Origin of the sequence: Blautia sp. NSJ-140 (assembly GCF_022868965.1) — a bacterium.
Classification (GTDB): domain Bacteria; phylum Bacillota; class Clostridia; order Lachnospirales; family Lachnospiraceae; genus Blautia_A.
Genome location: NZ_JALIFS010000002.1, coordinates 205,235 through 219,254 on the forward strand (window position 1 = coordinate 205,235; position 14,020 = coordinate 219,254).

The 14,020-nt window shown below is 43.6% G+C and carries 14 protein-coding genes; 9 read left to right on the forward strand and 5 right to left on the reverse strand.

From position 1 onward, the window contains the following. The first annotated feature begins 46 nt into the window (after window positions 1-46). On the forward strand, window positions 47-790 hold the full coding sequence (locus MUB50_RS03375) for an ATP-binding protein (protein WP_244790098.1): 744 nt from the start codon (window positions 47-49) through the stop codon (window positions 788-790). Between the two features lie 19 nt (window positions 791-809). Continuing rightward, window positions 810-1,991: an ATP-binding protein gene (locus MUB50_RS03380; RefSeq protein ID WP_173753263.1), complete on the forward strand. Its 1,182-nt coding sequence runs from the start codon at window positions 810-812 to the stop codon at window positions 1,989-1,991. 20 nt (window positions 1,992-2,011) lie between these two features. Here the strand turns inward: MUB50_RS03380 and MUB50_RS03385 are convergent, their stop codons facing one another. Next, complete coding sequence (locus tag MUB50_RS03385; protein ID WP_118513326.1) at window positions 2,012-2,380, reverse strand: hypothetical protein; 369 nt, start codon at window positions 2,378-2,380, stop codon at window positions 2,012-2,014. A gap of 338 nt (window positions 2,381-2,718) precedes the next feature. Between MUB50_RS03385 and pap the strand changes: the two genes are divergently transcribed. Next, complete coding sequence (gene pap, locus MUB50_RS03390; protein ID WP_118624585.1) at window positions 2,719-4,191, forward strand: polyphosphate:AMP phosphotransferase; 1,473 nt, start codon at window positions 2,719-2,721, stop codon at window positions 4,189-4,191. 64 nt (window positions 4,192-4,255) lie between these two features. On the opposite strand, the gene sigG is transcribed toward pap, so the two are convergent. Together sigG and MUB50_RS03400 are read right to left on the reverse strand one after the other, a co-directional pair. Further along, a complete protein-coding gene (gene sigG, locus MUB50_RS03395) occupies window positions 4,256-5,035 on the reverse strand; it encodes an RNA polymerase sporulation sigma factor SigG (protein ID WP_118513325.1) in 780 nt (259 codons plus the stop codon). A gap of 266 nt (window positions 5,036-5,301) precedes the next feature. Continuing rightward, window positions 5,302-5,556 carry a YlmC/YmxH family sporulation protein gene (locus tag MUB50_RS03400; RefSeq protein ID WP_015524424.1) on the reverse strand — a complete coding sequence of 85 codons (255 nt, stop codon included), beginning with the start codon at window positions 5,554-5,556 and terminating at the stop codon, window positions 5,302-5,304. Window positions 5,557-5,694: 138 nt separating this feature from the next. On the opposite strand from MUB50_RS03400, the gene nrdR reads away from it, so the two are divergent. Further along, the gene (nrdR, locus tag MUB50_RS03405; RefSeq protein ID WP_021976805.1) at window positions 5,695-6,144 is read left to right on the forward strand and encodes a transcriptional regulator NrdR; all 450 of its coding nucleotides are present in this window, start codon (window positions 5,695-5,697) and stop codon (window positions 6,142-6,144) included. A 191-nt stretch (window positions 6,145-6,335) separates the two neighbouring features. Here nrdR and gdhA read toward each other — a convergent pair whose 3' ends face one another. After that, window positions 6,336-7,670 carry an NADP-specific glutamate dehydrogenase gene (gene gdhA, locus MUB50_RS03410; protein ID WP_118513324.1) on the reverse strand — a complete coding sequence of 445 codons (1,335 nt, stop codon included), beginning with the start codon at window positions 7,668-7,670 and terminating at the stop codon, window positions 6,336-6,338. A 219-nt stretch (window positions 7,671-7,889) separates the two neighbouring features. Between gdhA and MUB50_RS03415 the strand changes: the two genes are divergently transcribed. The 5 genes from MUB50_RS03415 (at window position 7,890) to efp (ending at window position 12,394) form a co-directional block, all read left to right on the forward strand. Next, window positions 7,890-9,107 (forward strand): aminotransferase class I/II-fold pyridoxal phosphate-dependent enzyme, encoded by a 1,218-nt coding sequence (locus tag MUB50_RS03415; protein WP_118624461.1) that lies wholly within the window; start codon window positions 7,890-7,892, stop codon window positions 9,105-9,107. Between the two features lie 247 nt (window positions 9,108-9,354). Continuing rightward, window positions 9,355-10,716 carry a citrate/2-methylcitrate synthase gene (locus MUB50_RS03420; protein WP_244790100.1) on the forward strand — a complete coding sequence of 454 codons (1,362 nt, stop codon included), beginning with the start codon at window positions 9,355-9,357 and terminating at the stop codon, window positions 10,714-10,716. Between the two features lie 21 nt (window positions 10,717-10,737). Continuing rightward, a complete protein-coding gene (locus MUB50_RS03425) occupies window positions 10,738-11,244 on the forward strand; it encodes a YqeG family HAD IIIA-type phosphatase (protein WP_118513322.1) in 507 nt (168 codons plus the stop codon). Beyond that, window positions 11,241-11,750 carry a shikimate kinase gene (locus MUB50_RS03430; protein WP_015524429.1) on the forward strand — a complete coding sequence of 170 codons (510 nt, stop codon included), beginning with the start codon at window positions 11,241-11,243 and terminating at the stop codon, window positions 11,748-11,750. Before MUB50_RS03425 ends, MUB50_RS03430 begins: the two co-directional genes overlap by 4 nt. Before the next feature lie 86 nt (window positions 11,751-11,836). Then, on the forward strand, window positions 11,837-12,394 hold the full coding sequence (efp, locus tag MUB50_RS03435) for an elongation factor P (protein ID WP_118368419.1): 558 nt from the start codon (window positions 11,837-11,839) through the stop codon (window positions 12,392-12,394). Between the two features lie 52 nt (window positions 12,395-12,446). On the opposite strand, the gene MUB50_RS03440 is transcribed toward efp, so the two are convergent. Next, entirely contained in the window at window positions 12,447-13,961 is a 1,515-nt protein-coding gene (locus MUB50_RS03440; RefSeq protein ID WP_244790102.1) for a response regulator, read from the reverse strand. Between the last annotated feature and the right edge of the window lie 59 nt (window positions 13,962-14,020).

The window sequence follows — 14,020 nt, forward strand, 5'->3', positions numbered from 1 at the left end:
CAAAAAAACATTTGCAGAAATATAAAAATCAGGGAGAGATGATATCATGATAAGAAAGATCGTACACATTGAGGAAGAGAAATGCAACGGCTGCGGTGCCTGTGCAGCTGCCTGCCACGAAGGGGCTATTGCCATGATAGATGGCAAGGCGAAACTGATACGGGATGATTACTGTGACGGACTGGGAGACTGTCTTCCGGCCTGCCCTGCCGATGCGATCCGTATTATAGAGCGGGAAGCCGCAGATTATGATGCGGAGGCAGTGGAAAAAAGAATGAAGCTTAAGAAAACAGAGGTTTCGATGCCAGAAGGGATGCCACACGTGTGTCCCGGAAGTATGGCAAGAAGTCTGAAAAAGAAACAGAAACCGCCGGTGCAGGCAGAGAAGAAAGAAGTTCCCCGGAATATAGGAGAACAGATAAGCCGTCTTGCCCAGTGGCCGGTACAGATCAAACTGGTTCCTGTCAATGCACCGTATTTTGAAAATGCACAGCTTCTGATCGCAGCGGACTGCACGGCCTACGCTTATGCAGATTTTCACGAGAAATTCATGAAAGATCATGTGACGCTGATCGGTTGCCCCAAACTGGATGAGGGAGATTACGCGGATAAGCTTACAGAGATCATACGGAATAATTCCATCCGGAGTATCCGTATTGTCCGTATGGAAGTTCCCTGCTGCGGAGGTATCGAAAATGCAGTGATCCGCGCCATGGAGCGCAGCGGAAAGATGATTCCATGGCAGGTAGTGACCATTGCCTGTGACGGCACGATCAGGGAGGAGCTGTAAGGAAAGGAATAAAAACAGCATGAGTGAAGAAACATTGGAGATTTCTTTTGATGAAATAGAGAAGGAACGGGAAAAATATCTCCTGGTAGATACCCGTGATAAAGTAACTGTAGAATATGGAATGATCCCGGGAGCAATCTCTGTTCCGGAACAGGAACTGGAAGAGCGGGCAGAAGAACTGAAGGGGGATAAGATACCGGTCCTTTACTGTACAAGAGGGCTTTTCAGCCAGGAAGGTGCAGAGATGCTCCGGAAAAAAGGAATTCCCGCACTGAGTCTGAAAGGCGGATATACAGGATGGCTTTTTCAGCAGATGCAGAAAGAATCCGGTAAAGAGAACAGTGAAGAAGAGGAAAATGAAGCAATGGAACAGCGGAGGAAGGATATCGAGCTGAGTATCCGCAAAAAGTTCCATAAGCAGTTGTTTTCCAGATTTGCCAGGGGAATCAACGATTATGAGCTGGTGAAGCCGGGAGATAAGATAGCAGTCTGTATTTCCGGTGGTAAGGATTCCATGCTGATGGCCAAACTGTTCCAGGAACTGAAGCGTCATAACAAGTTTCCCTTTGAGCTGGTGTTTCTTGTGATGGATCCGGGATATAATGAGGCAAACCGTGCGGTGATCGAGCACAATGCCAGGCTTCTCGGGATTCCGATCACAGTGTTTGAGACTGAGATCTTCGATGCGGTTTATAATATAGAAAAATCCCCATGTTATCTCTGCGCTCGTATGAGAAGGGGTTATCTTTACAGCAAGGCAAAGGAGCTTGGCTGCAACAAGATTGCTCTTGGACATCACTATGATGATGTGATCGAGACGATCCTGATGGGAATGCTTTACGGAGCGCAGGTACAGACTATGATGCCGAAGCTCCACAGTACAAACTTTGAAGGAATGCAGCTGATCCGTCCCATGTATCTGATTCGGGAGGCAGATATCAAACACTGGAGAGATTATAATGACCTTCATTTTATCCAGTGTGCATGTAAATTTACCGATACCTGTACTACCTGCCGGACAGATGGTACCAGTGTTTCCAAGAGAATGGAGATCAAGAATCTGATTGCAGAACTTAAGAAAGTAAATCCTCATATAGAAAGTAATATTTTCCGAAGTGTGGAAAATGTTAATCTTCATACAGTTATCGCATACAAGAAAGATGGTGTGAAACATTCTTTCCTGGAAGGGTATGAGGACTGACAGATATAAATAAAAGCTGCTCAGGCATTAGCCCGGGCAGCTTTTACTTTTTCCCGCTGTCTGGTAAGATCATAATATTCATCAGAGATGATCCCGCGACTGGAAAGTGCTTCGTAGGTTTTCTGCTGTGCGGGGGTCATCTTCATTCCGATAGTGGAATTGACATCAGTCAGTACGCAGTTTGTTTTTTCTACCAGCCAGAAAAGTGCGGAATCATCATCAGGGATCATTTTCCAGATTTCATTTTCTGAATATGGCAGAAGGGACATGAGCGTTTTTAAGTGTCCATCCTGGATCAGTCTGTAATCCCCATCCGGCATAATAATACCATCCCCGTAGAGTTCTTTTTTCTGTTCCATTTTCTGCAGAAGTTCTTCTGTGAGTTTCATGATCAGCTCCTTGATCTTTATTATTTCAACAGTTTTCAGGTATTGCTTTTTTATGAAGTTAAAAAAATAACAATCAGCGTCTATTGTATGGAGCGATGACAAAAATGTCAAGAGGTTAAAAAGATTTTCGATGCTTATGAATGCTTTTGAGTTACTGTCCACTGGCAATATTCCGCGAAGCGTGTTACTGAGAACGGAGTGAACAGTAATGATTTTGGTTGTGCAATTTGTTTGCTTTTGTGAGGACTAAAGGTTAAAATTATGTAAAAATTATCGTAAAACAGGATCTTCCGTGGTATAATATGAATATTCAAAAAATTTAAGGAAGGACGATGCAGATGTTGAAAAACTGGAACCCGGAACAAATTCCGGAAAAAGAGGATATCAAAGTGCGTTTAAGCGCTGCAAGAACCAGATTATATGAATTGCAGATGGCTCTGAAAGAGCATAAGATTCCGGTGATCGTGCTGTTTGAAGGCTGGGGAGCTTCCGGAAAAGGAAGTACCATAAGTAAGGTGATCAAGAATATCGATCCTCGTTTCTTCAAAGTTGCGACTATGTCAGCGCCTACAGAGGAAGACCTTCGGAAACCATTTCTTTACCGATATTTCAGGGAAATCCCGGAAGCGGGCAAGTTTACATTTCTGGATTCAGGATGGATGGATCAGACCTGTCGAGAACGTATGGATAAAAAACTGAAGGGTGACAATTATGCAAAACGAATTGACAGTATCCGGAGATTTGAACGTCAGCTGACGGATAACGGATATGTGCTCCTGAAATTTTTTATGCAGATTGACCGGAAAGAACAGGAAAAACGTATGGGTATCCTTCTGGAAAGTAAGGATACCAGATGGAGAGTCAATGAATATGATCTCTGGCAGAATGATCATTATAAGAAGTGCAGAAAGATTTTTGGCCAGTATATGCAGGATACCAATACATCTGCGGCTCCATGGTATATTGTCGATGCAGGTGACCGGAAGTGGGCAGAGCTGCAGGTGCTGGAGACCATGATCAGCAATATAGAGGTTGCCATGGAAAACAGCAAACATGCCGTGCCGATCCTACAGAATGTTTTTCCTCTGGTGGAGATGCCCAGATTGAGCGAGATTCCTCTGGACGGAAAAGAAGTGGGGGATGAAGAATACAAGGCAGAGCTTAAGGAACTGCAGGCAAAGCTTGGAAGCCTGCATAACCGTCTTTACCGAAAAAGAGTGCCTGTGATCATCACCTATGAAGGCTGGGATGCTGCCGGAAAGGGAGGAAATATCAAGAGAATCACCGAGGCTCTTGATCCCCGTGGATTTGAGGTACATCCTATCGCAAGTCCGGAGCCTCATGAAAAAGCCCGTCATTATCTGTGGCGTTTCTGGACAAGGCTTCCCAAGGATGGTCACATTGCCATCTTTGACCGGACGTGGTACGGAAGAGTGATGGTGGAACGTCTGGAGGGCTTCTGCAGCGAGAATGACTGGAGACGTGCATACAATGAGATCAATGAATTTGAGAAGGAGCTTTCTGACTGGGGCGCTGTGATCGTGAAATTCTGGGTCCACATTGATAAGGACACCCAGCTTGCCAGGTTCAACGACCGCCAGAGTAATCCTGAAAAACAGTGGAAGATCACGGATGAGGACTGGAGAAACCGTGAAAAATGGGATGAGTATGAAACAGCAGTAGATGAGATGCTTCAGAAAACCAGTACTGCTTATGCACCATGGCACATTCTGGAATCCGTAGATAAGAAATATGCAAGGCTGAAGGCGCTTCGGATCGTGATCGAAGAAATTGAGAAAGCGCTGAAATAAGAGATAAAAGCTGCAGCAGGATAATAGACATTCTGCTGCAGCTTTTTGTCTGAAAAGAGGTGGATCAATTTCTGAGATAATTTCGCATACTGCGAAGAGCATGTTTTTCAAGTCGGCTGACCTGAGCCTGGGAGATACCGATTTCATCAGCTACCTCCATTTGGGTTTTTCCCTCGTAGAAGCGGAGATCGATAATGTGCCGTTCCCGCTCTCCAAGCCGGTTCATGGCATCTCGGAGAGAAATATCCTCCACCCAGTTTTCTTCCAGATTCTTTTTATCACTGATCTGATCCATAACATATAGGGTATCTCCGCCTTCGGAATACACGGGCTCAAAAAGGCTTACCGGGCTCTGGATCGCATCCATGGCATAGACGATCATTTCCTTGTCGATACCGATCTCATCAGCGATTTCTGCAATGGTAGGTTCTTTGAGATGTTGTCGCATATAGTTTTCCCGGGTATAGATGGTTTTGTAAGCGATATCACGCAGAGAACGGCTGACCCGTATGCTGTTGTTGTCACGGAGATATCTTCGGATCTCTCCGATGATCATGGGAACTGCATAGGTGGAAAATTTTACCTGAAGAGAGGTGTCGAAATTATCGATTGCTTTGATCAGGCCGATGCAGCCGATCTGAAAAAGGTCATCCGAATTTTCACTGCTGTTCTGAAAGCGCCGGATCACGCTTAAAACAAGCCGCAGATTGCCTTTGATGTACAATTCCCTGGCTTCCTCATCGCCAGCTTTGATCCTTTTAAAGAGCTCCACCTTTTCTTCCTGATCGAGAACGGGAAGGGTTGAGGTATTTACTCCACAGATTTCAACTTTATTCAGTGCCATCTTAGAATCCTCCTTGTCTTGTCGGTACATTAAGATGATTCTCAGAGGGCAATGGAAATATACTTTTTCAGAGAAAATATAAAAAATAAAGGGCCTTGACAACAAGGAGGTATTTATTCGTTACTGTTCATTGGCGATATCCCGCGAGGTGTTTTTTGTGAGCAAAGGTCACGGAAAACCCGAGACATACCGCGCGAATTTATGCGATCAGCATAAATTCTGTGCATCGCGAAGCGTGTTACTGAGAACGGAGTGAACAGTAACATTTATTCTCCGGACAGCAGTTTTTCATTACGGAAATCGACAAGGATGATATCTTCGCCGATCTGGCGGATGCAGTCCCATGGAATGGAATATTCATTTTCTTTGGAAAAACACCAGCAAAACTTCCCCGGTTCTGGCATGATCAGGGCTTTCAGGCGTGCGGTTTCACAGCAGAATTCCACATCAAGAGGACAGCCAAGACTACGGCAGGTATGGATATTGATCACTTCTTTTTGTTTCAGCTCACAGATGCGCATAAATTCATCACCTGGTATGATTTTATGGAAAATCTGTAAAATTTATGCAAGTCCGATTATTGACACATTATATGCATTTATTTTATAATAAAAATGAATTTATTAATGATTTACTGATCCGGAAAGGGGGAGAGTTCCGTGAGATGTCCGTTCTGTAACCAGGATAATACAAGGGTTGTAGATTCCAGACCTGTAGAGGATACCAATTCCATTCGCCGCCGCCGTCTCTGTGATGCCTGCGGGAAGCGTTTTACAACTTATGAGAAGGTGGAAACGATTCCGCTGACTGTGATCAAGAAGGACCAGAACCGGGAAAGCTATAAACGTTCCAAAATCCAGGATGGTGTTCTTCGTGCCTGTTATAAGCGCCCTATTCCCATTGAGAGAGTGGAAGAGATGATCGATTCCATAGAAGGAGATATTTTCCGGTCAGAAGACCGTGAGATCAGCAGTACCAAGATCGGAGAGATCGTTATGGAACATCTGAAGGATCTGGATGCGGTAGCGTATGTACGCTTTGCGTCTGTATACAGAGAGTTTAAAGATGTCAGTACCTTTATGGATGAGCTGAAGAAACTGATCAATTAAGAGATTAAATGAACAGACCGCAAGTACAGGAAATTCCAGGCCGATTGTCAAAAGACAGTCGGCCTTTTTTGAAACATGAATGTTCGATTTTTTAAAGATCGTAAAAGTGGATACAAAAAAACAGGAACCGCCTGAGAAAAATCCTCTGCGGTCCCTGCTATAAATATACGTTAATGATTCAGAAAACTTAATTAAACAATACCCTGAGCTTTCATAGCATCAACAACTTTTTCGAAGCCGGCGATGTTTGCACCTACAACATAGTTGTCTTCCATACCGTAACGCTTAGCAGCGTCATCAGCTTTGTGGAAAATATCGATCATGATGTTGTGGAGCTTCTCATCAACCTCTTCTCTTGTCCAGGAAAGTCTCATGGAGTTCTGGCTCATCTCCAGCGCGGATGTGGCAACACCGCCAGCGTTTGCGGCTTTACCAGGCATGAAGAGAACACCGTTCTCCTGAAGGTATGTTGTTGCATCAAGAGTAGTAGGCATGTTTGCACCTTCAACGACGTATTTGCAGCCATTTGCAACCAGTGTTTTAGCTCCGTCAAGGCCAAGTTCGTTCTGAGTAGCACATGGAAGGTAAATATCACATTTGATGTTCCAGATGCCAAGTCCCTCTGTGTAGGTAGCACCCTCAACACGGTCTGCATATTCTTTGATACGTCCACGTTTTACTTCTTTGATATCCTTTACGACGTCAAGGTTGATTCCGTTCGGATCGTAGATGTATCCGTTGGAGTCGTTCATTGCAACAACCTTGGCACCAAGCTGAGTAGCCTTTTCAACAGCATAGATAGCTACATTACCGGAACCTGTTACAACGATTGTTTTTCCTTCTACGGAATCATTGTGAGCTTTGGCGATCTCGTTGAGCATGTATACAACACCGTAACCGGTAGCCTCTGTACGGATCAGGGAACCTCCGAAGGAAAGACCCTTTCCTGTAAGGACACCCTCATAAAGGCCACGGATTCTCTTGTACTGTCCAAAGAGATAACCGATCTCACGTCCGCCGACACCGATATCACCGGCCGGAACATCCGTATCTGCGCCGATATATTTGCAAAGCTCGGTCATAAAGCTTTGGCAGAATGCCATAACCTCTCTGTCAGATTTACCCTTAGGATCGAAGTTGGAGCCACCTTTTCCACCGCCGATCGGAAGGCCTGTAAGAGAGTTTTTGAAAATCTGCTCAAAACCAAGGAATTTCAGGATACCCTGATTTACAGAAGGATGGAATCTTAAACCACCTTTGTATGGTCCGATGGCGCTGTTGAACTGAACGCGATATCCTTTGTTAACCTGTACAGTTCCGTTGTCATCGATCCACGGTACTTTGAAGGAGATGATTCTCTCTGGCTCTACAAGACGCTCAAGGATGGAAAGTTTACGATATTCTTCCTCATTTTTGTCAATTACAACTTTAAGGGAATCGAGAACTTCCTTAACTGCCTGATGGAATTCTGGCTCGCCAGGATTCTGTGCTACAACTCTTTCATAAACTTCTTCTGTGTAAGACATTGTTGTTTCCTCCTCATCACATATTAAATTGCGTTGAAAACTAAATTCGAGTGCTATTATACATTAACATGCTAAAAAAGGGAAGTGCTAAGTTTATTTTTTTTAAATTTTTATTTCTTGCGTTGAAAGCCTAAATGTGAGATGATATAGAATAAATATTTTTGACTATGAAATTAAAATGGTTAAATAATAGTGAAAATTAGAAGAGGAGTGGTTTTTATGAGAACATTCGGGAAATCATCAAAGCTTGACAACGTGCTGTACGATGTGCGCGGACCGGTTGTGGATGAAGCTGCCAGAATGGAAGAAGATGGAATGGAGATTCTGAAGCTGAATATTGGTAATCCGTATCCGTTTGGGTTTTCAGCACCTCAGGAAGTGATCCTGGATATGCTGAGTAATGTCCGTACTTCCCAGGGATATTCTGACTCCAAGGGCATTTTTTCTGCAAGAAAAGCGATCATGCAGTATGCACAGCTTCGCGGGATCCCGGGAGTTACCATTAATGATATTTATACGGGAAATGGTGTCAGTGAACTGATCAACCTTTGTATGCAGGCGTTGCTTGATAACGGGGATGAGATCCTGATCCCGGCTCCGGATTATCCGCTGTGGACAGCTACTGCAACACTGGCAGGCGGAAATGTAGTTCATTATATCTGTGACGAACAGTCTGACTGGTATCCGGATATTGAGGATATCAAGAGCAAGATCACACCAAGGACCAAGGCGATCGTTATCATCAATCCCAATAACCCTACAGGTGCAGTATATCCGAAGGAGATCCTGGAACAGATTGCAGACATTGCAAGAGAAAATGAGCTGATCATCTTTTCTGATGAGATATATGACCGTCTTGTTATGGATGGATATAAACATACTTCTATTGCATCCCTTGCACCTGATGTGTTCTGTGTAACGTTTTCAGGATTGTCCAAGTCTCATATGATCGCAGGTTTCCGCATCGGATGGATGATCTTAAGTGGTGCAAAAAGTAAGGCAAAGGGTTATATAGAGGGAATCAATATGCTCTCGTCCATGCGTCTCTGTTCAAATGTTCCGGCACAGTCCATTGTACAGACCGCACTTGGCGGATATCAGAGTGTCAATGAATATATTCAGCCGGGCGGACGTGTTTATGAGCAGAGAGACTTTATTTACAAGGCACTGAATGATATTCCGGGAATTTCCGTTGTAAAACCACATGCGGCATTTTATATATTCCCGAAGATCGATACTGAGAAATTTAATATTTTCAATGATGAACAGTTTGCTTTGGATTTTCTTCATGAGAAACAGGTGCTTGTTGTTCCGGGCAAGGGCTTCAACTGGAATCAGCCGGATCACTTCCGCATTGTTTATCTGCCGGATATACGCCAGCTTGACAAGGCAATGAAGAAGATGAAAGAGTTTTTTGCTACATATAAGCAGGTCTGATCGCAGATAGATAAGAGGAGATTTGCGATCCACATTCGCTGCCGGTTCATAACCAATAAACTGTAAAGCAGGTATTCGGTTATATTTTCGGCATAGACCGGAACAGAAAAAAATGTTATAATATATCTGAAATATCCCGGCCAGCTATGCCGGGATATACAAATAAGACCAGAATTGCTTGAGAGGGGAATGAGGAGGGACCGTTATCGAACAGCAATAAAACAGAAATCGAAAGGGGAAATAACTGATGAGCAAATTCAACATGAAAGTGACACCTGAGATTAAGAAACTTACCCAGATCTGTCGTGAGAATGACAAACTGGATCTGTCTTTATATGGCAAATACGATGTCAAGCGAGGCTTGCGTGACCTGAATGGAAAGGGTGTCCTTGCAGGACTGACCCAGGTTTCCAATGTTCAGGCAACAAAGATCGTGGATGGAAAAGAGGTTCCCTGTGCAGGTAAGCTTTCTTATCGTGGGTATGATATTAAGGATCTGACAAATGGATTTATCAATGACCGGCGCTTCGGCTTTGAGGAAGTAACCTATCTGCTTCTTTTCGGAAAGCTTCCGAATCAGGAAGAGCTGAATGAGTTCTCCGGGATTCTTGCGAATCAGCGTATGCTGCCGCGGAATTTTGTAAGGGATGTCATTATGAAGGCACCGTCCAGAGATATTATGAACGCTCTGTCAAGAAGCGTGCTGACGCTTTATTCCTATGACAAAGACCCGGATAATATTGAACTGGAGAATGTGCTCCGTCAGTGTATCAACCTGATCAGCGTTTTCCCATTGTTATCTGTTTATGCGTATCAGGCCTATAACCACTATGAGAAAGGCAAGAGTCTTTATATCCATCAGCCTAAAAAGGAGCTTTCCACAGCTGAAAATATCCTGCGTCTGTTAAGACCAGATAAGAAGTATACGGCATTGGAGGCAGAGATCCTTGATATAGCTCTGATCCTTCATATGGAGCATGGCGGTGGTAATAACTCTACCTTTACTACACATGTGGTTTCCTCTTCCGGGACAGATACGTATTCTGCGATCGCGGCAGCACTGGGCTCTTTGAAAGGCCCGAAACACGGCGGTGCCAACATCAAAGTCGTAAAAATGTTTAACGATATGCGTAAACATGTACATGACTACAGTGATGAAGAGGAAATCAGTGCATATCTTAAGAAGCTTCTTCATAAAGAGGCTTTTGATAAGCGTGGACTGATTTATGGTATGGGACATGCGATCTATTCTGTTTCCGATCCACGTGCAGAAGTCTTTAAAGGCTATGTAGAGCAGCTTGCAAGAGAAAAGGGCAGAATGAAGGATTATCAGCTGTATGCTACAGTAGAGCGTCTTGCACCAAAGGTTATTGCAGAGGAACGTAAGATCTATAAGGGCGTCAGTGCCAATGTGGATTTTTACAGCGGATTTGTTTACAGCATGCTGGATCTGCCTCTGGAGCTTTATACACCGATGTTTGCCATTGCACGTATTGTAGGCTGGAGCGCACATCGTATGGAAGAGCTTATCAATGTGGATAAGATCATCCGTCCTGCATATAAGAATGTCCTTCCGGAAGCAGAGTATGTTCCTCTTTGCGAGCGATAGGAAAGGACTGAGGTGGAATAGATGTTCAGATGCTTTTTTCCGGATGAATATTTGGATTCTGCGTATGGTATCGATTATGAGAAGCTTTACAGAGAAGGATACAGAGGGCTGCTCTTTGATATCGATAATACTATTGTTCCCCACGGGGCACCGGCGGATGCCCGGGCAAAGAAACTGTTTGAAAAGCTAAGGGCTATCGGGTTTCGATACTGTTTTGTATCCAATAACCAGAAACCTCGTGTAGAACCCTTTGCCAAAGCAGTAGAGGGGGATTTTATAGAAAATGCCCATAAACCGGCTGGAAAAAATTATAAGAAAGCCTGCCAGGTGATTGGAATTGATCTTGACAGGACGATCTTTATAGGAGATCAGCTGTTTACGGATATTTATGGAGCAAAGAGGGCGGGGATCCGGACGATCCTTGTGAAACCGATTCATCCAAAAGAGGAGATCCAGATCGTGCTGAAGCGATATCTGGAAAAAATAGTATTACATTTTTACCAAAAAGAGGAGGGAAAGAATTCATGAACCATATTGTAATCATCGGCTTTATGGGTTCAGGAAAGACACGAGTTGGAAAGAGACTGGCGAAGGACCTGGGGCTTCCGTTTATTGACGTGGACAGACTGATCGTGAAAAAAATGAACATGTCAGTAAAGGAGGTATTTGAACGCTTTGGAGAAGCATTTTATCGTGCGTTGGAGACTATGGCAGTCAAGGAACTGTCCACAGACAGTGAACGCAAGGTGATCTCTGTAAGTGCGGGATTGCCTCTTCAGGAGCAGAACCAGAAATATCTCCAGAGTATGGGAACGATCATCTATCTGAAAGGTTCTGCTGCAACGTTGATCAAACGTCTGGAAGGAAGCAACAATCCTACACTGGAAGGAACTGAGAATAAAGAAGAGAAGATCAAGAAACTTCTGAAACAGAGAGATCCGGTTTATGAGAAGTTTGCGGACATTAAAGTTGTCACAGGAGTGAAGCCTTTTGATGAGCTGATCGCAGAAATTGAAGAAAAATTGAAGGCTTAAACAAAAAAACAGTTGAAAAATGGCAAAAGGTATTATAGAATAATCCATAGCGAAAAAGAACCGCATATATTAAGGAGGAAATATTTATGATTTCAGCAGGTGATTTCAAAAATGGTATCACACTTGAAATTGATGGAAACGTATGTCAGATCGTTGAATTCCAGCATGTAAAACCAGGAAAAGGCGCAGCCTTTGTAAGAACAAAATACAAGAACGTTATCACAGGCTCTGTATTAGAGAAATCCTTCCGTCCTACAGAGAAATTCCCGGCAGCACGTATTGAGCGTGTAGATATGCAGTATCTGTATCAGGATGGTGGTTTATATTACTTCATGAATACAGAGACATATGATCAGGTTGGTCTTACAGAGGATCAGGTTGGCGATTCTCTGAAATTTGTTAAGGATAATGAGATGGTTAAGGTTTGCTCTCATAACGGCGAGGTATTCGCAATCGAGCCGCCTCTTTTTGTTGAGCTTGAGGTTATTGAGACAGAGCCAGGATTTGCAGGAAATACAGCACAGGGTGCTACCAAACCGGCAACTGTTGAGACAGGTGCACAGGTTCAGGTTCCTCTGTTCGTAAACCAGGGCGACAAACTGAAGATCGATACAAGAACAGGTGAGTATCTCTCACGTGTATAATGCAACAAAAAACCCGCGTAAGCGGGTTTTTTTGTGTCATAAAATAGAAAGCTCATTTTTTTAACTGCTTCAGATATTGGCTGGGAGACATCCCCTCATGAGCTTTAAACACCCGGCTGAAGTAAAAGGCATCAGAAAAGCCTACCATTTCTGCGACATCCTTGGTAAGAATATCAGGGTTGTTTTGTAATAATGTCTTAGCCATTTTCAGGCGAAGTTCACTGATATATTTACTGGGAGAGATACCGAATTCTGATTTGAAAAGTGTGGAAATATATTTCTCATTATAGCCAAAAATATCCTGAAAAGATTTCGTGGTGATCTGTTGGGTAAAATTTCTGTCCAGATAATTGCGCACCTGACGGGCCAGAGAAGGAAGTTCTTCTCCGAAAGCAGGATTTTGGAAACCGCAGATTTTGGAAGCTTCGTATTGAAGTTCCCGTTCCAGTTCATCATAGGAATGGCTGGTAGAAACAATCTCAGATACATCCGGATAAATGATATCTTTGTGACTGTTCTGGATCACGGCGGAGAAGAAATATCTCAGGTTGGCAGTTAGCTGGAACTGGGAAAGTTCTTTCTGATCCTGCATGATGATCAGAGAATGGATCATATGGTACAGGCTTTCCTGGTCAGAAAGAGCGGTGATCCCTGCACAAAGCTGCTGGACATCCGGAGAAACGATCATCTTTTGGTTAGATAAAATACTACATGTCTGTAAAGAACTGGATCCGAATCCGTTTTTGAACAATGCAAAAAGATAAGTGTCTTTAATAATGTCAGAAACAGATCCGGAATCTGGTGATCGCGGTGACAGTACCGTGTTGATCCATGATTCCGGATGCTGGGCTGACAGATCAAGGCTGCTATGGATCTTGCCAGCAAGTTCTTCTATATCCGGATGCCTGGAAGATGGGTAAGTGACGGCATATACCTGTTCGTTAAAATGTCTTCCATGAAGAAGAATGAGGGAAACCTGAAATTCATTTTCCAGCGTGGTCATATATTCAGGAGAAATCGGTGCAAAATCCGAATTAGAAATGGTCTCGCTGTATATACTGGGACGCAGTGGCCCCTGAAAAACAAAAATAAAAGAACAGGATGTACTGTCCATAAAATCAGGGGCAGGTTCCACAGGATTATTGCTGCGCAGGGCACATTGCAGATATTCTTTCTGAAGCAGATGTATCTTTGCATTTTGCTGTTCCAGGCAGGAATGCAGGATATCCTCCAATGTTTTAGGCACAATAGGCTTGAGAAGATAATCAGAAACACCGAGATGGATTGCTTTTCTGGCATATTCGAAATCAGCATATCCGGTAAGAATCACAAAACGGGTGTGAAAATGAGCTTTCTGTACTTCCTCGATCATATCAAGACCATTCATTACAGGCATGGTAATATCCGTAAATACCAGTTCAGGCTCCAGCTCCAGGATATTCTGAAGTCCATCTCTGCCATTTTTGCAGATGCCAAGAACCTCAAAGTCAGTATAATTTTTTGTGATGAGAAGAGAAAGTCCTCTGGCAAGTGCTGGTTCATCTTCAACAATAAGTACGCGTATCATAAATCCTCCTTTGCAGATCAGTAAAATTTTACATATGTTTTGACCGAAGCTGCGGAGCA

Coding starts and splice junctions, on each gene's coding strand:
- MUB50_RS03385 (WP_118513326.1), bottom strand. CDS start 2,380: ATGAAACTCACAGAAGAACTTCTGCAGAAAATGGAACAGAAAAAAGAA.
- MUB50_RS03380 (WP_173753263.1), top strand. CDS start 810: ATGAGTGAAGAAACATTGGAGATTTCTTTTGATGAAATAGAGAAGGAA.
- MUB50_RS03400 (WP_015524424.1), bottom strand. CDS start 5,556: ATGCGCATCTGTGAGCTGAAACAAAAAGAAGTGATCAATATCCATACC.
- MUB50_RS03415 (WP_118624461.1), top strand. CDS start 7,890: ATGAGAACATTCGGGAAATCATCAAAGCTTGACAACGTGCTGTACGAT.
- MUB50_RS03420 (WP_244790100.1), top strand. CDS start 9,355: ATGAGCAAATTCAACATGAAAGTGACACCTGAGATTAAGAAACTTACC.
- MUB50_RS03430 (WP_015524429.1), top strand. CDS start 11,241: ATGAACCATATTGTAATCATCGGCTTTATGGGTTCAGGAAAGACACGA.
- MUB50_RS03440 (WP_244790102.1), bottom strand. CDS start 13,961: ATGATACGCGTACTTATTGTTGAAGATGAACCAGCACTTGCCAGAGGA.
- gdhA (WP_118513324.1), bottom strand. CDS start 7,670: ATGTCTTACACAGAAGAAGTTTATGAAAGAGTTGTAGCACAGAATCCT.
- sigG (WP_118513325.1), bottom strand. CDS start 5,035: ATGGCACTGAATAAAGTTGAAATCTGTGGAGTAAATACCTCAACCCTT.
- pap (WP_118624585.1), top strand. CDS start 2,719: ATGTTGAAAAACTGGAACCCGGAACAAATTCCGGAAAAAGAGGATATC.
- MUB50_RS03375 (WP_244790098.1), top strand. CDS start 47: ATGATAAGAAAGATCGTACACATTGAGGAAGAGAAATGCAACGGCTGC.
- efp (WP_118368419.1), top strand. CDS start 11,837: ATGATTTCAGCAGGTGATTTCAAAAATGGTATCACACTTGAAATTGAT.
- MUB50_RS03425 (WP_118513322.1), top strand. CDS start 10,738: ATGTTCAGATGCTTTTTTCCGGATGAATATTTGGATTCTGCGTATGGT.